Source organism: Jeotgalibacillus aurantiacus (assembly GCF_020595125.1).
In the GTDB taxonomy this organism is placed as follows: Bacteria; Bacillota; Bacilli; order Bacillales; family Jeotgalibacillaceae; genus Jeotgalibacillus; species Jeotgalibacillus aurantiacus.
Map to the genome: position 1 here is coordinate 263490 of NZ_JACNMS010000003.1, position 21679 is coordinate 285168.

Below are 21679 nucleotides of genomic sequence, written 5' to 3' on the forward strand. Positions count from 1 at the left end.
CCAGTGACGCGGTGCTTCTTCTATTTACTGTGCTTTTAGCCGGTCAGCTGCGGTCTCCATCTTCTTTCCCACTGGCTGCACGCCAATCGCTTTCGATAATCCAAAAGCAGGCATGCGGTTATAGATCGTTTCATAAGTGCCCGGAGCAACGGCATATGTCTCATGGAAAATGCCGACCGCCTCTGATTTGGCAGCCTTCTGATAAAAGTTTTTCCAGGCTTTCATATGCTCCTGCCCTTTGGCATAGGCGTAAAGCTGATCTTTAGAGTTCCAGTACTGAACAAGCGTGATCGTTCTCCATCCCATTAAGGTTTCAGTTGATAAAAAGCCGAGCTCCTTATGCGTATAGAGCTCCCGTAGCATTGGACCCATTGTCATAAAAACCGGAAACCATTTATGAACCGCCCAGAACTTATTGACCCGCATTCCAATCATAAAAACTGTCATTTCCTGTCCGTGTGTGGCCATAAACCGTCCCTGCTCAAGCTTTTTACCCATTGTTATTCCTCCTCGTTTTGAAGTTCTTCCGTGACTTCCCGGCACCATTCGATGGCAGCATTCGTTGTTTTAAAGCCGTGGCGGAGAGTAAATAACCAGAATTGTTCATCCTCGGAGCGAATGGAGGAACTTTTAATCATTTGTTCAATCTGACGGTAAACAGAGAGCCTTTCCTGAAGTTGAGCTTCGTACTGCTTAATCTTTGCGATCGCTGTATGGGCCGGCTCATGACGACTGAAAAACAGTTTGAGCAGCCATTCATTTTTTTGAACAGGAAGCCCGCTGTCAACAGGGGAAACGAGCCATGTTTCAAGTGCCTGACGTCCTTTATCTGTGATTTCATAAAGAATCTTGTCCGGTTTATCAGCCTGCGGTTCTTTTTTTGAAAGGGCTAAGCCTTCATCTGTCAGCTTTTTTAATGAAGGATAGATCTGACCGTAGCTGATTTTCCAAAAATGACTCAGGCTGTTATCAATCATCTGTTTCATTGAATAGCCGGTGTTGCAGCCGGTTGTCATCATACCAAGCAATACATAAGGTGTATGATTTTCTTTTGCCAAATAGACACCACCTATATCTTTTAGTTATATATCTTAAAGATATAATAAAACCTTTTGCTTTTAAAGTAAAGTGTTTTTTGAAATAATTTTACAAACGAAAGGGGATCTTAATGTGAGAGAAAAATCTCTTGCACAGACGATCAGCTTTTATATCATTGCTTTTATTGCGATTATTCTGGTGCGCGCGATCCTTTCAGAAAAATCGGACATCATGGAGTCGATCTGGTTTTCAATTTATATGATCGCGGCATACTTTTTTATAAAGTGGCTGCGAAAACCTCATGTATACAAAAAGAAGGAGTGACGACGTGGATTCTTCAAACTCAAGAGAATTTCTCAAAGACTTTAACGAAATTGAAAATTACCTTAAGAACAAGCACAATAAAGGAAATTACATGAGCTTTCATGCACTTGTTGATAAGGCGTCTCAGCGAAATGACAGAATTGTGAAGCGTTATTTACAGGACTTGAAGGAAATTGCGGAGCTGCGTAACGCGATTGTCCATACATACACAGAGGAAGTGCTTGCTGAGCCGACTGATTATGTGGTCGAATTAATTGAAGAAATCCGCAGCCGTCTGGTCGTGCCGCCGACAGTGGAAAGGTTCATAAAAGATGTTGTAACATTTCATGAAGACACGACGTTACGGGAAGTGCTCCGTAATATGAAAAATAAAGAGTATTCACAGTTTCCGGTGGTCGATCAGCAGAAGCTTGTTAAGACACTGGTCACAGACAGCGGTGTAGCCAACTGGCTTGCTTCCCATTTAAATGAAGAGTCCATTTCAATTAAAGGTGTTCAGGTGAAAGATCTGCTCCCTTTTGATAAACGAAAACAAAACTACCGTTTTATTCCGAAAGAAATGAGTGTATATGAAGCGCAGGATCGATTCGCACAGGCGGCAGAGCGTGGGGAGAAGCTGGTTGCGCTCATTATTACGAAAAACGGAGCCAGTACCGAACGGATTCTTGGCATCGTTACGCCGTGGGATGTCATGGAAACATAGAAAGAGGAGTCGATTTTTATGGCAGAAAAACTATTTTATCAAGATGTCTATGTAAAACAATTTGAGGCTGAAGTTGAAAAAACAAATATAGATGAGCAGGGAAGACATTACGTTGTTCTGAATCAGACGGCCTTTTATCCGACTGGAGGCGGGCAGCCTTTCGACCAGGGGACACTAAATGGGGTCCGGGTTGAGGACGTGGAAGAAGTCGAAGGTGAAATCCGTCATTACACCGAATCAAAAGTTACCGGTCACGTAACTGGCGAGATCGATTGGCAGCGCAGATTTGATCATATGCAGCAGCATGCAGGACAGCATATTTTATCGGCTGTATTTGAAAATCAGTTTCACGCAAAAACCATCAGTTTTCATTTAGGGCAGGATATCTGCTTCATTGATCTTGAAGTGGATTCACTTCCTGAAGATACCTTGCTGCAGGCCGAAGAAGACGCGAACCGGGTGATCCTTGATAATCATCCGATTGAAACGAAATGGGTGGCCTATGATGAGCTGAGTCAATACCCGCTTCGCAAAGCGGTATCAGTAAAAGAAGATATCCGGCTCGTCATCATCCCTGACATTGACTATAACGGCTGCGGAGGCACACATCCCGGTTCAACAGGTGAAGTGGCTGCGCTGAAAATACTTCACACCGAAAAGCAAAAGGGGAATATCCGGGTTTATTTCGTATGCGGACAACGTGTGCGAAAGCAGCTTGGTGAAAAGCATACAGTGATGCAAAGTCTGACGGCAAAATTGAGCGCACCACAGGATCAGCTGCCTCAGGCTGCGGACCGTCTGCTTGAGCAGGTCAGAGACCTTGAAAAGGAAAGGGAAGAGCTGAAGAAACAGCTTGCAGAAATGCAGGCAGACCGGTATATCTCAACTTCCGATCACGTGATAAAAGAGATCTTTCACGATCAGGCGATTGCCGATCTTCAGCAGCTGGCAAAAAACATTACAACAAAAGCAGACGACCGGATCGTTCTCTTTGTCAATGAGACTTCAGATAAACTTCAGGTCGTATGCGCCCGGGGAAGCAGCATTGATCTGAACATGAATCTTCCGCTGAAAAAAGGGCTGTCTCTCATTAATGGACGAGGCGGCGGAAAGCCTGATTTTGTCCAGGGTGGCGGAGAAAAGCTGATGACTGCTGATGAACTGCTCAGCGTCCTGGAGGCTGAAGTGTAGAGGTTTGTGTAAGGACTGTTTTGCGCGGAGTGTGGCCCGTTAATCGGGATGGAGGCTCTTTTCGCGGCAAAAAGTGGGGTTTGGAGGTGGACAGTGGTTTTGCTTGCCTCAAATGTGAACAGTACAATTATTTTTTGATTCGATACAATTCCGTTTCGGATCGTTACAATCCTTTGTTGAAACAGAACAAAAAAGGGACTGTATAACTTGAACAATACAATAAAAAATTGAAACGATTGAATGAAAGCACCATTCAGTACAATAAAAATCTGAATCGATGAAAAAACTCATTGGAACAGTACAATTCCTCATCCAAGCCACATGCCCGAATGACCATCACAACACTCGCGCGGAGCCATCCAACATCCACAAACCCTATCTCTCCGCGTCAAACCAAAGAAAAAAGCTGTCCACTGCGGACAGCTTTTTTCTTATTCATGATCCTGAGAGATAATGTACTGAATCCCGTCATAAGTCGTTGTAAATATTCTCACATCGCGATCCAGGTTATTCATCGCCATTGCGAGCTCTGGTGTGACCCCTACGATCATGCAGTTTGTGCCGATCAGGCGAAGGCAGTCAATCAACTTTTGGAAAAGGTGTGTCGTATGTTCCCTTTCATTGAAGTAAACCTTATTTAAATTAATCAAGACATAGTCAATCTGGTTTGATGCACATTCCTCTAACACATTGGTTACGAGAAGGTTAAAGCGCTCACTGTCAAAGGCTCCGATCAGCGGGAGAGCGATGGCATTGTGCCAGACTTTCATCATTGGAGTGGAAAGTGAGGCGATGAGCTTTTCTTTTTCCTCTTCTTCAGCTGCCTTTGTGGTTACATCCATCAGCATCACAATATAGCCGTCAATTTGTTCTTCGTTTGACCGGATGGGTGTGACGACGATATCTGTAACGACCAGATTTTTAATCGTGATTCTTGTTCTGTGCGGGCCTTTGAGCCGTTTCATCATTTCATTTTGATGGGGAGGAAAGCTATGGAACAGGTCCATATTTTGCCCAATCATTTCGAGACTGCTGTTGAGGCCATAAGCAGCTGCAACGCCATTTAACAGATTGGCTGCAGATGAATTCATCCAGACAATATTATATTCGTGATCCGCTAATAAAATCGTTTCGCCGATGCTGTCCAGTGCAGCAAGCGGTGAAATTGCTGCGGGAATAACGCCATATGCTGTCATGGGGATCTCCTATCCTTTACGTAAAATTAATCAGCCTATATTATACGATATTCTTTCCCTTTCCACCTAATCGGAGCTGTTAATCCTTTTCAGCTAAAATAATTCAAAAAACAGGGATTTTGTTCACTTCCTTCAAAAGTCTGTTAATTAAAAAATGTCCACATGGCAGATGACAAAGTTGAATTTTCTATTCATTGTTTTGCATAAGTAAGCGCTTTATTATTAAATTAACAACATTGGAAAGTCAGTGAAAACAACTAAAGGAGGAACAAAAATGGAAGGGAACAAGTCAGGTGTGAAGGCGAAAATTCAGAAGTTTGGTTCGTACTTGAGCGGCATGATTATGCCAAACATCGGTGCATTTATCGCTTGGGGACTTATTACTGCTTTATTTATTCCAACAGGATGGGCGCCTAACGAAGATTTGGCAACTGTCGTTGGACCGATGATTACGTACCTGCTGCCTTTACTGATCGGGTTTACCGGCGGACATATGATTTATGGCATGCGAGGCGGGGTGCTTGGTGCGACGGCCACGATTGGTGCGATTGTCGGAACGGATATCCCGATGTTTCTCGGTGCGATGATACTCGGACCGCTTGGTGGTTTCCTGATCAAACAGATCGATAAGCTATTTGAAGGAAAAGTAAAGCAAGGCTTTGAAATGCTGATCAATAACTTTACTGCAGGGATTCTTGGTGGTGCATTAACGCTGATTGCCTACACGGGAATTGGACCGGTTGTGCAGGGATTGAACGAAGTCATGGCTTCAGGTGTAAGAGTGATCGTGGATGCCAACCTGCTGCCGCTGGCAAGTGTTTTTGTTGAACCAGCGAAAGTACTGTTTTTAAATAATGCGATCAACCATGGCATTCTCGGACCGCTTGCACTCGATCAGGCAGCCGATGCAGGTAAGTCGATTCTGTTTATGGTTGAATCCAACCCTGGACCGGGTCTTGGAATCCTGCTTGCTTATATGGTATTTGGAAAAGGGATGGCACGTCTATCTGCTTCAGGCGCGAGTGTGATCCACTTCCTTGGAGGGATTCACGAAATTTACTTCCCTTATATCCTCATGAAGCCTGTGCTGATTGTGGCAGCGATCCTTGGTGGTGCGAGTGGTATTTTGACTTTCACACTATTGGATGTAGGTCTTGTGGCAACACCATCACCGGGTAGTATCTTTGCTTATCTGGCCATGACGCCGCGTGGTGACTACCTTGGCATGCTGTCCGGTGTGTTCATTTCAGCAGCAGTATCATTCGGTTCTGCAGGTTTCTTACTGAAAGTGACGAAGTCTACCGAAGAAGACGATGCGCTGACTGAAGCAACAGAGCGTATGCAGGATATGAAAGGGAAGAAAAGTGCTGCTGCCGCTCATTTAACAGGCGGAGCGACACAGGAGCCTGTTGCTGCTGACACATCAACGTTTGTTGCCGGACCTGTTAATAAAGTGATCTTTGCCTGCGATGCCGGTATGGGTTCGAGCGCAATGGGTGCTTCTCTTTTGAAAAACAAATTCAAGAAAGCGGATATTGATATTTTTGTGACAAACACAGCAATTAATCAGATTCCTGAGGATGCGGATATCGTAATTACGCACAAAGACTTAACGGAACGTGCAATAGCAAAACGTCCGGATGCACGTCATATCTCGGTTGACAATTTCCTTGGCAGTCCAAAATACGACGAGCTGGTCAATGAATTAAAGCGGAAAGATGAATCTGCATAAACGTTATCGGGGAATCCGCTTGTACCCTCAAGACGGATTCCCTGTGTTTTTGTTCAGGGAGGATATAGCAGGTTGAACGGGGAAAAGAATAAATGAAAAGGAGGTGCTGATGTGTGTACGTAACAGGACGTGAAAGAAAGATGCTTCATATACTGCTGACCGCTCAGCACCAGTTTACGACACTTGGTGAGCTTGCGGATCATTTACAGGTCAGTCAGCGCACGGTTCAGCGTGAATTAAATAAGCTGGATGATGTGCTGCAGCAATTTCATTTAAACATGGACAAACAGGCTGGAAGAGGCATCAGGCTGGCAGGGCCGTCGGACGGTTTCGAAAGGCTTGAGTCTGCCTTACTGCAGGTGCCCACCGCTGAACTCGATGCAGGGGAAAGAAAAATTCTCCTGCTGCATTATTTAATGAAACAAAACACGGTTGTGAAGCTGGTGGAGCTGGCGAATGAGTTTCAGATGCCGACTGCTGCGCTCAGTCAGGCACTTGATGAATTGGAGGATTTTCTGAGACCTTATGCAGTATCCATCATCAGGCGCAGGGGTTACGGAATCGAACTGTCGGGGGATGAAAAAGCAAAGCGCAGGTCTCTTGCTAACCTGATGATGGAAGAGCTTGAGAGTTCCTCCATTTATTCGATTCATGGAGGGCAGCTGTTTAACCAGCGGACACTCGATCATCAGGTATTCACGATCGTGAACCGGGAAGAGTTTGATCAGGTTGATCAGCTGATCAAACCTTTTATTGAGGAGCTGCCATATCCTTTGACGGATAGTGCATACGTTTCATTGTTATTGCATATTTGTCTGTCGCTTCAAAGAATTCGGGATGGAGCGACAGTGGAGCATCATGATCAGCTGCTGGAGGAATTACAGGCACTGCCGGAATATAGGATTGCCGATCAAATTATACATGCATTGTCGAAAGCCTTCGATATGAAGATTGAAGAACAGGAAACGGGTTATATCACAATTCATTTAAAAACAGCCAAAAGACGTTTTCAGGAGCAGTTTGTGGACCAGCTCATTAATCCTGAGCTGGCCGTGACAGTCCATCAGCTTGTCCGGGCTATTTCTGACCGGCTGAATGTGAACCTGCTGGATGATCCGGATTTAATTGAGGGACTGATTGCACACATTGAGCCTGGTATTCAGCGGGCAAAGGAGAGAAATTTCACTTACAATCCTCTGACAAACCGTATTAAGAGAGAGTATCCCGAGCTGTTTGAGGCGGTTCGCTCAAGTGTGGCGGAAGTGCTTCCGGGCTATGACTTTCCGGATGGTGAGCTTGCCTTTCTCGCTCTGCATTTCGGCTCGGCTTTAGAAGGACAGGCTGAACCTGGACATCTGTCTGTCCTCGTTGTGTGTGCAAGCGGAATCGGCACTTCAAAAATGATTGCCAGCCGTCTGCACAAGGAATTTGATGAGATGAAATCAATTACGCTATCATCCATTCGTGAAGTGGAAAAACATTTAGAGGAAAGTCACTTTGACCTGATTGTTTCAACAGTGGGATTAAGTGGACTCACGGAGGATTACCTGCTGGTGAATCCGCTGCTTCCCCAATCGGATGCTGAAAAAATCCGAAAGGCCATTCAGGACATCAAACCAATGAAAAAACCTTCTGCCTTGAAGCAGAAGCCGAGTGATGAGACGCCATTTCTCCATCGCTTAAAGCAGATGAATCAATATGCCAATGCGGTAGAGCAGGTATTGAAACAATTTAGACTCGAACGAATTGAGGAAGGCATAAGCTTTTCAGACGTGCTGAAAAAGATTGATCTCACGCTTTTTGAGGAAAAGCTGATTGACGAATCAGGTTCCGTATACAAGAATCTGATGGAACGTGAATCCATTGGTGGTATGGGTATTCCGGATACGGGACTCGCGCTTTACCATTGCCGGGATGACATGATCCGGCAGCCGGTTTTCAGATTGTATGACCTGGCGGTGCCTTATGAGCTGAAGGGGATGGATGGTGATTTCATGCCTGTCAGCCGCCTGATTCTGATGGTGTCACCTGATGATCAGGAAAGCCGGGGGGCAGAGGTGTTGAGCACGATCAGCGGGAGCCTTGTAGAAGAAGAGTCAACCATGCGTCTGATTCGGAACGGTTCAGAAAAAGAAATTTTTCAGTTTTTACAAAAAACCTTACATGATTTTTATACCGAAAAGTCAAAGAATTTAATGGAGGGAACATCATGAGCGACATCTTTAAAAAGGAAAACATTTATCTAAACGAATCAGCAGGAACGAAGAAGGAGGCGATTGAAAAGGCAGGGGCTGTCCTTGCTGAAAAGGGCTATGTGGACGAGGATTATATAACAAGCATGCTTGAGCGTGAGGAAATCTCCACGACCTATATCGGAAACAAAATTGCGATCCCGCACGGCACGGAGGATTCGAAAAAGCTTGTGAAGAAGTCAGGCATTTCGGTTCTTCAGCTGCCAGAAGGGGTGATGTTTGATGACAATGAAGTAAACATTGTGGTCGGCATTGCCGGAAAAGACGGAGAGCATTTGGAGATCTTATCAAAAATTGCGATCGCCTGCTCCGAAGAAGAAAACGTTGAGCGGCTAATCCAGGCAAAATCGGAAGAGGAGATCATCGCGATTTTTGAGGAGGCTGAATAATGAAGGCTGTTCATTTTGGGGCTGGTAATATCGGGCGTGGATTTATCGGAGCGATTTTGCAGCAATCGGGCTATGATGTCATCTTTATTGATGTTAATGCAGAACTGATCAACCGTATGAATCAGGACCGTCAGTATGAAGTGGTATTGGCTGATGAAACGAAGGAATCTTTTACGGTTAGGGGCGTCAGCGGAATTAATAGTCAGGAGAATCCTGAAGCAGCCGCCGCAGCTGTTGCAGATGCGGCGATGGTGACGGCCTCAGTCGGGCCTGGCGTGCTGCCGTTTATTGCGCCAGTGATTGCGAAAGGGCTGGCTGCACGACCAGAAGGAGCAGCAATCAATGTCATTGCCTGTGAAAATATGATTGGCGGCAGTGATAAATTGAAAAGTGAAGTGGAGAAACATCTATCTAAAAAAGAAGCTGAACACGTTTTTGCTCAAAGCGGCTTTCCGAATTCAGCAGTGGACCGGATCGTGCCAATTCAAAAGCATGATAATCCACTGAAGATTGAAGTAGAGCGCTATTTTGAATGGGTGATAGAAACGAAGGATCTGAGAGGGGAGCATCCAGCCCTTGAGGGTGCAATCTTCGTTGATGATCTCGTCCCTTTTATCGAGCGTAAGCTGTTAACGGTTAACACAGGACACGCGTCCATCGCCTATAACGGTTTATTAATGGGCTATCAAACAGTAAAAGAAGCGATGGGCGATCAGCGTGTTGTCGATCTGCTAAAAGGGGTACTTCATGAAACGAGTCTATTTTTAACGGATAAGTTTGGTTTTGATCAGGAGGACCACCAGGAATATGTACGCAAAATCATTGAGCGTTATCAAAATCCGTACATCTCAGATGGACTTGACCGCGTGGGGCGTGCACCGCTCCGTAAGCTGTCAGCAGGTGACCGTCTAACCTATCCAGCTGTCGAATTGAATAAGCACGGCATTGAACCGGTCAATCTTGAGCGGACCATTGCAGCGGCTCTTCATTTTGATCTGCAGGATGACCCTGAGGCGGTTGAACTGCAGGGATGGATCCGTGAATACGGTGTGGAAGCAGCCTATGAAAAAGCTTCGGGTGTTGCGGTTAGCAGCGAGATGAATCTTCGGATAAAGGATTATTATGAGACGGCACGTTGAGGTCGTTTGAAACCACAGCTTTCGGGCTGTGGTTTTTCTAATGGGGAGGAGTCTGGCGGTTCGCAGGGTTTTGGTTGAGTTTCGCAGAATGCAGGTGGGTGTTCGCAGGATTCCTGTGAAGTTTCGCAAAATGTTGCCTGGGTTTCGCAAGATTATCCTTGAGTTTCGCAGAATCATGCCAAAGTACCCATCATACTCTGCAAGGCCGTCTGCTTCTATTTGGGAGTCTGGCGGTTCGCAGGGTTTTGGTTGAGTTTCGCAAAATGTTGGCTTATGTTCGCGGAATTCAGCTGGTGGTTCACAGAATGCAGACCGTGTTTCATGAGATTTTGTCCATGTTTCGCAAGATCGTGCCAAATGACCCAGCCCAGCTTCCTCATCAGTTCAGTTGCCAAAAGAAGGTGTCCACTTTCAAATAAAGGTATAATAGTACCAACATAAAATGATCCAAGGAGGCGTCTTATGAGAATCACAACAAAAGGAATGGTACACCAGATTTCGTTTTTGCCAAGTGCTTTCCCCGTTAATATGTATCTTGTCGAAGAGGAAGAAGACCTGACACTCGTCGATACCGGAGTGAAAATGTGTCATAAAGGCATTTTAAAAACAGCCGAAGAAATCGGAAAGCCGATTAAACGAATCATTGTCACGCATGCCCACTCTGATCATGCCGGCGGGATCGATGAATTAAAGAAAGCCATTCCCGGCGTTGAGTTTCTTTTGCCTGAACGTGAGTTGAAGCTCTGGCAGGGTGATAAGTCGCTTGAATCAGGAGAAGGTTCGCGCAAGGTGAAGGGCGGGATTCCGAAGGGGCTGAAGTCGAAGCCAGATTTTCTGTTGAAGGATGGAGACAAGGTTGGCTCTCTTCTTGCCATCAGCTCGCCTGGTCACACACCTGGACATATGGCTTTGTTTGATGAACGTTCACGAACGCTTTTAGCCGGAGATGCGTTTCAGGTAAAAGGCGGGCTTGCTGTGGCCGGTGATACGCGACGGTCATTTCCATTTCCGGCGATGGCGACTTGGGATTTTGGCAGGGCCATTAAGTCTGCTGAAAAGCTGACAGCCTTAAAGCCTTACGTGCTTGGGGTAGGACACGGTGATTTTCTGGAGGATCCGGTTGAAGACATGAGACAGGTGATTGAACGCGCGAAACAGGTGAAGCGGAAGCGGTCTTAATCGCTGTGGATGTGCTGGGCAACCCGGTCCGTGCGATACAATAAAACCATGAAAAATCAGGAGCTGATACCATGGTCAACGTTGTTTGGTTAAAAAGAGACCTGCGTCTGCATGATCATGCAGCCCTCAGCAACGCACTGGAGAGCGGGGAGCAGATTGTGCTGATGTACGTGGCTGAGCCTTCTGTCTGGCAGGGGACCGAGCTGTCGTCACGGCACTTCCAGTTTGTAAAAGAGAGTCTGGCTGATCTCGAAGAACAGGTCATACAAAAAGGTGGTTATCTTACATATGCCATTGGCGAAATGGAGGAAGTGCTCGCCAGTTGTCTTAAAGCCTTTGGTCCTTTTACGCTCTATGCGCATGAAGAACATGGAACCCCCCACACATTCGCAAGGGATTTGCGCGTTCACAAGTGGATGAAGGAAAGAGGGCTTGTTTTCAATGAGTATCCGCAGTTTGGTGTCGTTCGCCGGCTGAAATCACGAGAGCAGTTTCAGGAGAAATGGGCGTCATTTATGTCTGCCCCTGTGCACCCGATTCCCACATCCATTAACTGCGTAGAGCAGGAGCGTCTGCCTGAGGATTTAACTCCTGATCTGAAAAGCCTTCATTCTTTTGAAACGGGAGACGATCTTCCGGCTGCTTCTCAAAAAGGAGGAGAGCGGACCGGTATTGAGGTCTTTAAAGATTTTTTAAATGGACGATATCAGCGCTATCAGTTCCAGATTTCCAAACCGATGGCGTCTGCAGTGTCATGCAGCCGGATTTCTCCTTACCTTGCCTGGGGGAATCTGTCCATGAGGGCAGTTGTGCAGAAGACGCGAAAAGTGATGGCATTACTGGATTCTGATCAGCAGCGACAGCATCTTGAATACTTTATGTCCCGCCTCCACTGGCACTGTCATTTTATTCAGCGGCTTGAAGATGATCCGGAGATTGCCATTCAAACGATGAATCCTGCTTTTGATCAGGTGCGCAGTGAGTGGAATGAAGAGTGGTTTACTGCATGGGAGAATGGTCACACAGGCGTTCCAATGATTGATGCAGCGATGAGAGCTTTACTTGAGACGGGGTGGGTCAATTTCCGCTCACGTGCGATGCTTATCTCGTTTATCTGTAATACGCTTCTGCAGGATTGGCGTCAGCCGGCAGAGCATCTCGCAAAATTATTCACCGATTATGAGCCCGGTATCCATTACAGTCAGGTTCAGATGCAATCCGCCTCTACAGGCTTTAATACGATCCGGATTTATCACCCTGTCAAACAGGGGTTTGACCACGATCCAAAGGGTGCGTTTATCCGGCGGTTTATTCCTGAACTGAGGGGTGTTCCGAATGAATATATACATGAACCGTGGAAATGGGGTCGCTTTGATGAGCTGGATTATCCAGCGCCGATCGTGAATGTTGATGAAGCGAACCGGTATGCAAGAGCCGTATTATGGGGTGTGAAAAATTCAGCTGAGTCGAAGAAAACCGCAGCTGAAAAATTAAAGAAGCACGGCAGCCGCAGGGATCGCAAGGCATCCTCGGAGCAGCTGTCTTTATCACTGTTTGACGGGGAGGAAGAATGAAGGTAGAAGAAGTGTTGCACCAGATAGACATAATGAAAGACTCATTGCTGCAAATCATGGAGCAGATCACAGAGGAAGAATGGGTGTACCGGCCTCATCCGGATAAATTTTCAGTTGGAGAGCTTGTTGAACACATCGCGGTTCTTCCTGCTGCTGATCTGAGGATTGCAGAGGAGACAAACCTGCAAGGAATGAACGATTTTTATCAACAGCATGAGGTTCACGGGCTGAATCGATCAATGGAAAAACTGACAGTCACTATTGATAAAGTGCGAACTGATTATTTATCATTTACAGAAACACAGTTATCTGAGCGTAAAACTGCTTATTGGGGTGTCACCTACAGCCGTTTTGAATGGCTGCTTGAAATTCTTGTGCATCTGACTCATCACAGAGGTCAATTGTATGCCATGCTCGTATTCGGACTTGGAAAGGAGTTAAAGGTACGTCTTTTTGAATAATCAGCTGTTAAACATCGGAAAACACATCGAAAATAGTAAAGGAAATTTTGGGAAGTTATACTTATCTGCAGGTGCATATCTCGAATTCAAAACATTTGCAGAGGAGAATGGATGATGAACGAAGCCAACGTTCGGACAATATTAGAAACAATGAAACAGTATAAAGAAAGTGGCATCACACAATCGTTTAACGCAGGGCAGGGAGTGATGCTTCTTGTCAGCTATGCACCGGAAGAGGATTTATTCGTGTTTGCGAACCCTCAAATCGAGCTGCAGCAAAAGATTGCAACCATCACAGATGCAGTAACAGAGATCATCGCATTTACCAAAGACAGTTTCCGTTCATAATACATATATGCAAGCCGTCCAGTTTATTGATGGAGGGCTTTTTTATTTACTAAAAGGAATTTTTGTGGCGGTTAGAGAAATAGTAATTATCACTAGTTCGCATAGGGAGGTGCTGTTTTGACTTCATATAAACCGATTACGGCTGAAAATGTCCGGCAGGCTGCGCAGGTATATTGTGATGTTTTCACAGGTGATCCGTGGTACGAGGACTGGTCTTTAGAGGATGCTGAACAGCGGCTGAAAGAGATTTCTGAAACGCCGCGATTTACGGGGTTTATCGTATTTGAAAAAGAAGCGCCAGCAGGTCTTATTGCAGGAAATGCCCGTCATTCTTATCAGGGACCGGCCTATTACCTGGCTGAATTCTGTATTCATCCGGATTTTCAGGGGCAGGGGCTTGGAGCAGGTATGCTTCAGCATTTAGAAAAAGAATTGAAGAAACAGGGGATCGTCTCCATCTTTCTATTAACGGCTGATAACAGCGGAGCAGAGCGCTTTTATAAAAGGCAGGGCTATGAGGTGAATGAGAAGAGGATTGTGATGCGGAAAGGGATTTGAATGTGGGGGCTTTGGGCAGGGTGATATTCACATAAAACCGTGTTCTATCCACATAAATGGTCGTGCGATGATCAGTTGATTGTCGTCTATCAACAGAAAACAGCATCTAATTAACAGATTCAGGTGGATATGTTAAGTTATCAACATCAATGGGGCTGCTATCAACAGTTACAGACGTTCGATCAACGACAAATCGAAACTTATCAACAGTTGCGCCCAGGCCAATCAGTCTGAAATCAATCTCGCGTAACATGCACGTATGTATGCAAAAAAGCTGATCGCTAAAAATAGCGGTCAGCTTTTGTTCAATTATTCGCGGTCAAAATTCCACTCCGCGCCATCACGTTTTTGCGCCATCTCATACATGCGCTCAGCGATATTATCCGGTGAAAAATGCGTATCTTTTTTTACAAATCCATTAATCGTCAGTGTGCCAACATAAATCCCTTTTGACTTAAGTTCCTGATGAAGAGTCATCGCAAGAATCCGCATCGCTGCTTTTCCGACAGAGACGGAAGCGAAGTTTTTCATCGGTTTGACGCCAAGCACGCCGCCTGTCAGAAGGATAGTGCTGCCTTCTTCTAAATGTGGAAGGGCAGCCTGAACACTTGCTAATGCACCAACAGCATCTACCTGCAGATCAGCAGCCAGATCATTCGGGTCGAGCTCCGACGGTGGACCCTGACGGAAGGTGTAGGCATTGTACATTAAAATGTCAATGCGGCCGTAAACTTCTTTTGCATAATGAATCGCTGTCTTCAGGCTTTCATTTGAATGAGCATTGGCATGGAACGCCTCTGCTTCAATGTCCAATTCTTCTAACTCATCCACGTATTCAAGCAGTTTATCTTCATTTCTCGCAACAAGGGCAATCGCATACCCTTCTTTTCCGAATTTTTTTGCTGTGCTCAGGCCGATGCCGGGACCGGCGCCGACAATTACCATTACTTTTTCAGCCATTTGAGGTCATCTCCTTTAGATGTCAGATCAAAAAAGAAATGCTGACATTTCCTCTTTGTTTCAAGCTATCACGCCGTTTGAATAAGGGTCAATTTTCAATCTTCTGGGAGTGTTTGATTTGATTACTGACACGGAGACAGGTGCTTCCTGAAAAAATGTATTAAACATCGCCTATTATGCGCGAAAGATGTAAAATCATGTTAAGAACCTCTTTTGTCACTCAGTCGATGGTACGCTCTTCAAAAGGAGGAATTCATATGGCAAGTGAAGGTAAGCTTTACACAGGTGAGGAAATTGATGTTCGCTTTTATCCGGAGCGGTGTATTCATGCGGGCAGATGTGTTAAAAATCTTCCGACTGTTTTTGATACGAAAAAGCGTCCATGGGTGGAGCCGGATCAGGCTGAAGCGTCAGATGTAGCCTATACGGTAGAGCAGTGTCCAAGCGGTGCATTGGAGTATGTCCGTAAGGATGGTGGCTTGAGCGAACAGCCGCCAGATCATACTGTAATCGAAGTTCAGCCGGACGGTGTGTATTTTGTTCGTGGTGATTTAACGATTCGCCATGGAGATGAAACGATTCACTGCACAAGGGCTTCACTATGCAGCTGTGGATTGTCTGGCAACAAACCGTTCTGTGATTTAAGCCATGCAAAGAAATCCTGATTGGAATGGGTGATGAAATGGAGATTAAGCAGACTGTGAATAAGTTTTATGTCGGAGAAGAGACTCAACCGTCAGCTGAGATTACCTTTGTGCCGGCAGGTGAACAGCGTTTTATTATTGACCATACTTTTGTTTCTGATGATTTAAGAGGACAGGGTATGGGTCTTCAACTGGTGGAACGCGTGGTGGAGTATGCAAGAGAGCAGGGGAAAATGATCGTACCACTCTGTCCGTTTGCGAAAAAGACGATTGATCAGCATCAGCATTTACAAGACGTGCTGGTGAAATAAGTGCTGAGAAGTGCCGGGGCGTGATTCCGGTGCTTTTTTGTTGGAGCGGGAGAATTCCTTCATAAAAGGGTAACATTTCCTCACAACTGGACATTATTCCGTCATACACGCGCGGGTAAATGCTGCTTACTAATATTGTCATTAAGTGGTAGTATCAATATATTGGAGGGGGATTGTCATGACGTTTTTAAAAAGAGTAGGTACGATTTATATTCCAGTCCAGCATGTTCGAAACGCAGCCGTCTGGTATGAGGAATTACTTGGCGCAACGATCAATCATGAGGATGAAGAAAAAGCCATTGTAGATCTGGCGGACCAGAGTTTTTTTCTCGTTAAAAGCCTGCCGGGTGAAACGTCGAATTTCAAGGATCATCAGAGTCAAAGCCGTTTTTCAATGACCTTTGAAGTGGACGGTCTTAAGCGGCTGGAGGAATTCAGGGACCATTTGCTGAAAAAAGGGGTTACGGTTGGTCATGTCGAAAACAGAGGTCATGCAGGGCGTAATGTTGTGTTTGAGGATCCGGACGGTAATCGCTTTGACGTCTGGAGTGAACTAAGTCCTGATTTTAAAAGGAGAGGAAGTCGTGAAAGTTTTTAGTACGGGATTTTTAGTGATCGTACATATTGTTATTTTTCTTATCTGGCTGACTGAGTGGGAGTGGCTGGTTACCTTACCCGGGATGATCGTTTGGGGATCCGCAACCATTGGTGGTGTCCTGTATTTTGCCATCCTTTACAGACAGGAACTGAAAGGGATCAAGCATCCGATGCAAAAAACATTGTTATTTATATCAACCGCAGGAATGCTGGCGCTCGTCTTTCTTTCTCTGATGATCGAGGGAATTCAGCATTCAATGCCATAGCATAAAGGAGTATCACAATGATGGAGATGAAAGAGTTATCCACAGTAGAAGAATTAAAAGAAGCGTATCCAGTCATGAAAGAGCTTCGCACCCATTTATCAGAAGCGGAATTCATCGAACTTGTTCAGCACATGCAGCATGAGGATTATCAGCTGTTTGGCTGCTATGATCACGGTGAGCTGACATCTCTGGCAGGCGTAGCGGTGAAAACGAATTTATATTTAAATAAACACGTATTTGTCTACGATCTTGTCACAGCAGACCGGCATCGTTCGAAAGGGTATGGGGAAAAGCTTTTAACATATCTTGAAAACTGGGGTCAACAGCGTGGTGCGCATTGTATCGCACTGGAATCGGGTGTTCAGCGCACGGATGCTCACCGTTTTTATGAGCAAAAGATGGATTTCAGCCGGGTAAGTTATTCGTTTCGAAAGAGTCTGTAATGAACCCTTTTTCTGAAACGTGCTAAAATACGTGTACAGAAGAAGTAGGGGGCATTTGACATGACGATTTTATGTATGATCAGACATGGAGAAACAGATTGGAATGCAGAGCGCAGGCTTCAGGGGCAGACGGATATTCCACTCAATGAAAAAGGAAGACGGCAGGCGCGGATCACAGCCGCCCATCTGAAAAAGGACCAATGGGATGTGATCTTATCAAGTCCATTAAGCAGGGCGCGTGAAACAGCGGATCTGATAGCAAAAGAAGTTCAATTGCCGGTTATTGAAATGGAGGAGTTTGTTGAGCGTTCATTTGGTGATGCAGAGGGAATGACGCAGGATGAGCGGGCCAATACGTTTCCGGAACGTAAATATCCAAATGAAGAAACAATTGCGGTTTTTCATGAACGATTGAAACAAGGACTCAAACAGGTCACGGATCAATATCCTGCTCAGCGGGTGATTCTGGTGGCGCACGGCGCAGTGATTAATGCGATTCTGTCGATATTATCAGAAGGTGAAATCGGTTCAGGGAAAACGAGGCTTGAAAATGCGGGCATTTCCCATTTTCATTTTAAAGATCAGAAATGGGAGATTGGGGATTATAATCTGATTGACCACTTGACCGAGGTTACAAACAGGGAAACTTCAGAATCATCGTAAATTATTTATGAACTTTCCGGGAAATTCGTTTCAAAGAACGAAAAAACAGGTATAGAATATGATCCGCCCCGTTTAAATAGACGTAAGCTCTTTAACCGTTATCAGGCCGTCTGGTGAAACTGAACCGAGGGGGGTTCATCGTTGGTGAGTGACATTGAAAGAAAGCTTAATATTACCCTCCCGCCTGAGTATGTCAACAGTTATCCCGAAATTGTAGAGCATAGCGCGCTTTATTTTTATCAGGATGATACCTCCGTGCCGATCGCACAGTTTTATCCCGCCATTGAAACAGAGGCCATTAATCTGTACTCAATGTATGAAACAGCCCTTTCCGAAGCACTGCAGGAAGGGATGTATCCTTTTGCAGAAACCGTAGATGGGGACTGGCTGTGTTTTTATTTTGACCGGGGCAGGCTGGAAGAACCACAAATTATCTTTGTTTCAAGAGATCAGGTGTATGAAGACCAGGAAGAGGCGATCTTCCCGGTGGCCGCACGATTCGTTGATTTTTTGTACATGCTTAGAAAATGAATCAGGAGGAGAGACCGTGCAGGGTCACTCCTTTTTTTCATGGAATCGTCCATTTGCAAGCTCCTGTTTTAAAGCAGCTGCCTTTTTCCGAATGGCTGTTTTCTGAGACTCTTCTTTTTTACTCCACTGACTATAAATTAATCCCATTCGCGGATTACGGCTCAGCTTTTCCGCATGACGGTCGAGAAAGTTCCAGTACAGCGCGTTAAATGGACAGGCATCTTCCTCAAGCTGGTGATTGACGTTATAGGGACAGGATGTACAGTAATTGCTCATCTTGTGAATGTATTTACCTGATGACACATACGGCTTGGTAGAGAGTTTACCTCCATCTGCGTACAGTGCCATCCCAAGTACATTCGGCAATACAACCCAGTCATAGGCATCAATATACATTTCATTAAACCAGTCTGCTGTCTGCTGTGGCGAGATCCCAAACAGGTTAGCGAAATTTCCAAGTACCATCAGACGCTGTATATGGTGATTATATCCTGACGCAACAACCGGCTTAAGCGACTGCTCCATGCATGTCATGTTGGACTGTCCATCCCAGAAAAACGAAGGCAGATCCACCTGATGATTCAGCTCATTAACTTTCTTATATTCCGGCATCGTTTTCAGATACACAGCCCTTATATATTCCCGCCAGCCGAGGATCTGACGGATGAAACCTTCGACAGAATTAAGCGGTGCACCGTTCGTTTTTGCGTCCTCCACCTTTTGAATGACCTCAAGAGGTGTGATCAGACCAATGTTAATAGATGACGACAATAAAGAGTGAGACATATACGGGTTATCAATCAGCATTGCATCCTGATAGGTGCCAAATGTTTCAAGGCGTTCTTTGCAAAAGTGATTTAATGCCTGAAGTGCCTCTTTCCTTGTGACCGGCCATCTGAATGGTTCGAGGTCTCCGGGGGTGTCACCGAATAATTCAGCGACTTTCTTCATGACCTCTTTTGTGATGTCGTCAGGTCGGAAAGACTTTTCTTTTGGAAATGAAGTTCCTGACTTTGCAGACTTTCTGTTATCCTGATCAAACGACCATTTACCGCCAACCGGCTTATCATCCTCAACCAGAACGCTGTAACGCTTCCTCAGCTTTCTGTAAAACGGATCCATCTTCCATGGACCGTCCCCTTTCAGCTCCTGCTGTGCTTCTTCAGCCGTTAAAAGAAAGAGAGGCTGATCAGAAAGTACGGTTACTTCTATATTTTCAGGCAGAGAATCCTGCCACTTTTCCATCGCCTTTTTCATCCGGTAATCAGTGTGTGCCGTGTAATAAATTTGATCAGGCTTATATTCATTCCGGTGGTTTTCCCAGGCATCTTGAAACGAGTCCGCTTCACGGTAATCAACTGTATACCCTTTTTCTTTCAGCTCTTCTGCAAAATGACGCATGGCCGAGAAGATGAGTACCAGCTTCTGCTTATGATAAGACTGCCAGGTGGAGCGTGAATGGGCTTCCACAAATAAAAAGACATCCTTGTCCTGATCGGCATCTTTCACGATCGGCAGCTGATGATTTAACTGACTGCCAAAAATCCAACGAGTTGCCATCTCGTCACCTCCACTCTTTTCGAGTATACCCAAACAAATCTTTTTACAAGCGTGTGAATGTGCTGGTCTGAAAAGCAGATTGACGAGCTTTGTCGAACGGCTTATAATAAATTTACAGAATATTTAGTTATTTAAGTTGCGACGTTCATCCTGAGCCCAAAACAAAAGGAGGGAAAGCTGTGGTACAGGGCAATCCAGGTACAGGCATGAAGAAATCATCCACCGGTCTGCAGGAAAACACAGGAGGATTACTGGCTTACCTATTCGGATTTGTCAGTGGCATCGTACTTCTTCTTATCGAAAAGGAAAATCAGTATATCCGTTTTCACGCCATGCAGTCCACCATCGTGTTCGGGTCCATTTTCGTCATCAGTCTGATCGCAGGCTTCATTCCCATTATCGGATGGATACTGACACTGCTGCTCGGTCCGGTCGCACTCGTATTGTGGATTCTGCTGATGGTTAAAGCCTATCAGGGTGAACGTTACCACTTGCCGATGGCTGGTAAAATGGCCGAGGATCAGCTTCGGAAAATGCATTAACATTTGAGAGGACGCTGATGGTCAGCGTTCTTTTTTATGGGAGTTGGCAAGGAAGGTGTTCGCAGGATTATGGTTGAGGTTCGCAAGATTTAACGGCGGGTTCGCAGGATTCTGGCAGAGGTTCAAAAGATTATGCAGCAGGTTCACAAGATTATGCCCTTGTTTCTCCGGATTGTGATATAAGAACTATTTCGCTCTTCAAAGGCTGTCGATGAATCTATAAGTCCATCGACAGCCTAATCATATCCCTGCACTGGATGCCATTTTCATAAATTGGCTCTGCATAGTGGCGTGTGAAGAAATCGTGATCAATGCCTGTGATCCTGAAACCGCATTTTTGATAAAGACCTAACTGAGACAGGCTGGAGTTGCCTGTTCCGATTTCAATGGTATGGTATCGAAGCTTCCGAGACTCATCAATGGCATGTAAAACGAGCTTCTTCCCAATGCCCTGACCCTGGCATTTTTCATCTACAGCAATGTTAACGAGTTCGATCGTCTGAGGTCTTGTTGGCAGCAATATGTAAATGCCTGTTAATGATTCATCAAGGTAAGCCGCATAACAAAAACCTCTATGTACATAGCTATGAATGACGTCTTCTGATGGATCTGCCAACAGCAGGATGTTCATTGCGTCAGGTGAAATGGAGTGCAAACGTTCAATGTTCATATCAATCATTCCTTTCATTTACAGTGTAGCAGGAAATAAGCAGGGTCTGGAAGAATAGTATGGAAAAGAGAGTGAGAATGGGGGGAGTCATGATGAGCGAAAATATCCGCCTTGCACGTTTGGTGTCGTGGAGTGTCCTGCTTGGCATGCCAATATTCTTCTTGCTGGTCTCAATCCTTACAAACGGATGGCTTTACTTATGGATCAGCTTTATACCAGCTTTTTTGGCAGGGTATGTGGGGTTGATTGTGACGAGAAAAAAGATTTCGCAATTAGAGGAAGAAACCCTTAGGACTCCTAAATAACCATCTAATTCCTTATTTTTATGAACTTATTTCCATAATTAAAGGTTTATATGTGTCTAAAATGTGTCTGGAAACCCATGGAAGCGCTTCCTTATCATTTGAT

At 45.2% G+C, this 21679-nt stretch carries 27 protein-coding genes; 21 read left to right on the forward strand and 6 right to left on the reverse strand.

What is annotated here, in order from left to right:
* Nucleotides 1-24: 24 nt before the first annotated feature.
* Both H7968_RS10975 and H7968_RS10980 read right to left on the reverse strand, forming a co-directional pair.
* On the reverse strand, nucleotides 25-498 hold the full coding sequence (locus H7968_RS10975; protein ID WP_227396195.1) for a DUF4188 domain-containing protein: 474 nt from the start codon (nucleotides 496-498) through the stop codon (nucleotides 25-27).
* Nucleotides 499-500: 2 nt separating this feature from the next.
* Nucleotides 501-1058, reverse strand: a complete 558-nt coding sequence (locus H7968_RS10980) for a PadR family transcriptional regulator (RefSeq protein WP_227396196.1) — start codon at nucleotides 1056-1058, stop codon at nucleotides 501-503.
* Nucleotides 1059-1170: 112 nt separating this feature from the next.
* On the opposite strand from H7968_RS10980, the gene H7968_RS10985 reads away from it, so the two are divergent.
* Genes H7968_RS10985 through H7968_RS10995 form a run of 3 tightly spaced genes read left to right on the forward strand, consistent with a single transcriptional unit; the run spans nucleotide 1171 to nucleotide 3256 of the window.
* Nucleotides 1171-1362, forward strand: a complete 192-nt coding sequence (locus H7968_RS10985) for a hypothetical protein (RefSeq protein WP_227396197.1) — start codon at nucleotides 1171-1173, stop codon at nucleotides 1360-1362.
* A 4-nt stretch (nucleotides 1363-1366) separates the two neighbouring features.
* The gene (locus H7968_RS10990) at nucleotides 1367-2065 is read left to right on the forward strand and encodes a CBS domain-containing protein (protein ID WP_227396198.1); all 699 of its coding nucleotides are present in this window, start codon (nucleotides 1367-1369) and stop codon (nucleotides 2063-2065) included.
* A gap of 18 nt (nucleotides 2066-2083) precedes the next feature.
* The gene (locus H7968_RS10995; protein WP_227396199.1) at nucleotides 2084-3256 is read left to right on the forward strand and encodes an alanyl-tRNA editing protein; all 1173 of its coding nucleotides are present in this window, start codon (nucleotides 2084-2086) and stop codon (nucleotides 3254-3256) included.
* A 431-nt stretch (nucleotides 3257-3687) separates the two neighbouring features.
* On the opposite strand, the gene H7968_RS11000 is transcribed toward H7968_RS10995, so the two are convergent.
* On the reverse strand, nucleotides 3688-4452 hold the full coding sequence (locus tag H7968_RS11000; protein ID WP_227396200.1) for an STAS domain-containing protein: 765 nt from the start codon (nucleotides 4450-4452) through the stop codon (nucleotides 3688-3690).
* Between the two features lie 274 nt (nucleotides 4453-4726).
* Here H7968_RS11000 and H7968_RS11005 point away from each other — a divergent pair, with 274 nt between their 5' ends.
* The 9 genes from H7968_RS11005 to H7968_RS11045 all read left to right on the forward strand — a co-directional run bounded on the left by H7968_RS11005 (nucleotide 4727) and on the right by H7968_RS11045 (nucleotide 14084).
* A complete protein-coding gene (locus tag H7968_RS11005; protein ID WP_227396201.1) occupies nucleotides 4727-6184 on the forward strand; it encodes a PTS mannitol transporter subunit IICB in 1458 nt (485 codons plus the stop codon).
* A gap of 113 nt (nucleotides 6185-6297) precedes the next feature.
* Nucleotides 6298-8397 (forward strand): BglG family transcription antiterminator, encoded by a 2100-nt coding sequence (locus tag H7968_RS11010; protein ID WP_227396202.1) that lies wholly within the window; start codon nucleotides 6298-6300, stop codon nucleotides 8395-8397.
* On the forward strand, nucleotides 8394-8825 hold the full coding sequence (locus H7968_RS11015) for a PTS sugar transporter subunit IIA (RefSeq protein WP_227396203.1): 432 nt from the start codon (nucleotides 8394-8396) through the stop codon (nucleotides 8823-8825). Before H7968_RS11010 ends, H7968_RS11015 begins: the two co-directional genes overlap by 4 nt.
* Nucleotides 8825-9964 carry a mannitol-1-phosphate 5-dehydrogenase gene (locus H7968_RS11020; RefSeq protein ID WP_227396204.1) on the forward strand — a complete coding sequence of 380 codons (1140 nt, stop codon included), beginning with the start codon at nucleotides 8825-8827 and terminating at the stop codon, nucleotides 9962-9964. The genes H7968_RS11015 and H7968_RS11020 overlap by 1 nt, the downstream gene beginning before the upstream one ends.
* Nucleotides 9965-10426: 462 nt before the next feature.
* Nucleotides 10427-11143, forward strand: a complete 717-nt coding sequence (locus tag H7968_RS11025) for an MBL fold metallo-hydrolase (protein WP_227396205.1) — start codon at nucleotides 10427-10429, stop codon at nucleotides 11141-11143.
* A gap of 71 nt (nucleotides 11144-11214) precedes the next feature.
* On the forward strand, nucleotides 11215-12717 hold the full coding sequence (locus H7968_RS11030; RefSeq protein WP_227396206.1) for an FAD-binding domain-containing protein: 1503 nt from the start codon (nucleotides 11215-11217) through the stop codon (nucleotides 12715-12717).
* On the forward strand, nucleotides 12714-13178 hold the full coding sequence (locus H7968_RS11035; RefSeq protein ID WP_227396207.1) for a DinB family protein: 465 nt from the start codon (nucleotides 12714-12716) through the stop codon (nucleotides 13176-13178). Before H7968_RS11030 ends, H7968_RS11035 begins: the two co-directional genes overlap by 4 nt.
* A gap of 114 nt (nucleotides 13179-13292) precedes the next feature.
* Nucleotides 13293-13526: a hypothetical protein gene (locus H7968_RS11040; RefSeq protein ID WP_134373441.1), complete on the forward strand. Its 234-nt coding sequence runs from the start codon at nucleotides 13293-13295 to the stop codon at nucleotides 13524-13526.
* Between the two features lie 117 nt (nucleotides 13527-13643).
* Entirely contained in the window at nucleotides 13644-14084 is a 441-nt protein-coding gene (locus tag H7968_RS11045; protein WP_227396208.1) for a GNAT family N-acetyltransferase, read from the forward strand.
* A 309-nt stretch (nucleotides 14085-14393) separates the two neighbouring features.
* On the opposite strand, the gene H7968_RS11050 is transcribed toward H7968_RS11045, so the two are convergent.
* Nucleotides 14394-15044, reverse strand: coding sequence for an SDR family NAD(P)-dependent oxidoreductase (locus tag H7968_RS11050; RefSeq protein ID WP_227396209.1), 651 nt, complete (start codon nucleotides 15042-15044; stop codon nucleotides 14394-14396).
* A gap of 257 nt (nucleotides 15045-15301) precedes the next feature.
* Between H7968_RS11050 and H7968_RS11055 the strand changes: the two genes are divergently transcribed.
* From H7968_RS11055 to H7968_RS11085, 7 genes are all read left to right on the forward strand, one after another.
* The gene (locus tag H7968_RS11055) at nucleotides 15302-15709 is read left to right on the forward strand and encodes a (4Fe-4S)-binding protein (protein WP_227396210.1); all 408 of its coding nucleotides are present in this window, start codon (nucleotides 15302-15304) and stop codon (nucleotides 15707-15709) included.
* A 17-nt stretch (nucleotides 15710-15726) separates the two neighbouring features.
* Nucleotides 15727-15999, forward strand: coding sequence for a GNAT family N-acetyltransferase (locus tag H7968_RS11060; RefSeq protein WP_227396211.1), 273 nt, complete (start codon nucleotides 15727-15729; stop codon nucleotides 15997-15999).
* A 178-nt stretch (nucleotides 16000-16177) separates the two neighbouring features.
* Nucleotides 16178-16597, forward strand: a complete 420-nt coding sequence (locus H7968_RS11065) for a VOC family protein (protein WP_227396212.1) — start codon at nucleotides 16178-16180, stop codon at nucleotides 16595-16597.
* On the forward strand, nucleotides 16584-16862 hold the full coding sequence (locus H7968_RS11070; protein ID WP_227396213.1) for a hypothetical protein: 279 nt from the start codon (nucleotides 16584-16586) through the stop codon (nucleotides 16860-16862). Before H7968_RS11065 ends, H7968_RS11070 begins: the two co-directional genes overlap by 14 nt.
* 20 nt (nucleotides 16863-16882) lie before the next feature.
* Complete coding sequence (locus tag H7968_RS11075) at nucleotides 16883-17305, forward strand: GNAT family N-acetyltransferase (protein WP_227396214.1); 423 nt, start codon at nucleotides 16883-16885, stop codon at nucleotides 17303-17305.
* A gap of 60 nt (nucleotides 17306-17365) precedes the next feature.
* Nucleotides 17366-17968, forward strand: a complete 603-nt coding sequence (locus tag H7968_RS11080; RefSeq protein WP_227396215.1) for a histidine phosphatase family protein — start codon at nucleotides 17366-17368, stop codon at nucleotides 17966-17968.
* A gap of 144 nt (nucleotides 17969-18112) precedes the next feature.
* A complete protein-coding gene (locus H7968_RS11085) occupies nucleotides 18113-18499 on the forward strand; it encodes an SMI1/KNR4 family protein (RefSeq protein WP_227396216.1) in 387 nt (128 codons plus the stop codon).
* 24 nt (nucleotides 18500-18523) lie between these two features.
* Here H7968_RS11085 and H7968_RS11090 read toward each other — a convergent pair whose 3' ends face one another.
* The gene (locus H7968_RS11090; RefSeq protein ID WP_227396217.1) at nucleotides 18524-20059 is read right to left on the reverse strand and encodes a cryptochrome/photolyase family protein; all 1536 of its coding nucleotides are present in this window, start codon (nucleotides 20057-20059) and stop codon (nucleotides 18524-18526) included.
* A 179-nt stretch (nucleotides 20060-20238) separates the two neighbouring features.
* On the opposite strand from H7968_RS11090, the gene H7968_RS11095 reads away from it, so the two are divergent.
* Entirely contained in the window at nucleotides 20239-20601 is a 363-nt protein-coding gene (locus H7968_RS11095; protein WP_227396218.1) for a DUF4870 domain-containing protein, read from the forward strand.
* Nucleotides 20602-20818: 217 nt separating this feature from the next.
* On the opposite strand, the gene H7968_RS11100 is transcribed toward H7968_RS11095, so the two are convergent.
* Entirely contained in the window at nucleotides 20819-21271 is a 453-nt protein-coding gene (locus H7968_RS11100; RefSeq protein ID WP_227396219.1) for a GNAT family N-acetyltransferase, read from the reverse strand.
* A 92-nt stretch (nucleotides 21272-21363) separates the two neighbouring features.
* Between H7968_RS11100 and H7968_RS11105 the strand changes: the two genes are divergently transcribed.
* Entirely contained in the window at nucleotides 21364-21576 is a 213-nt protein-coding gene (locus tag H7968_RS11105) for an MLO family protein (protein WP_227396220.1), read from the forward strand.
* Nucleotides 21577-21679: the final 103 nt, after the last annotated feature.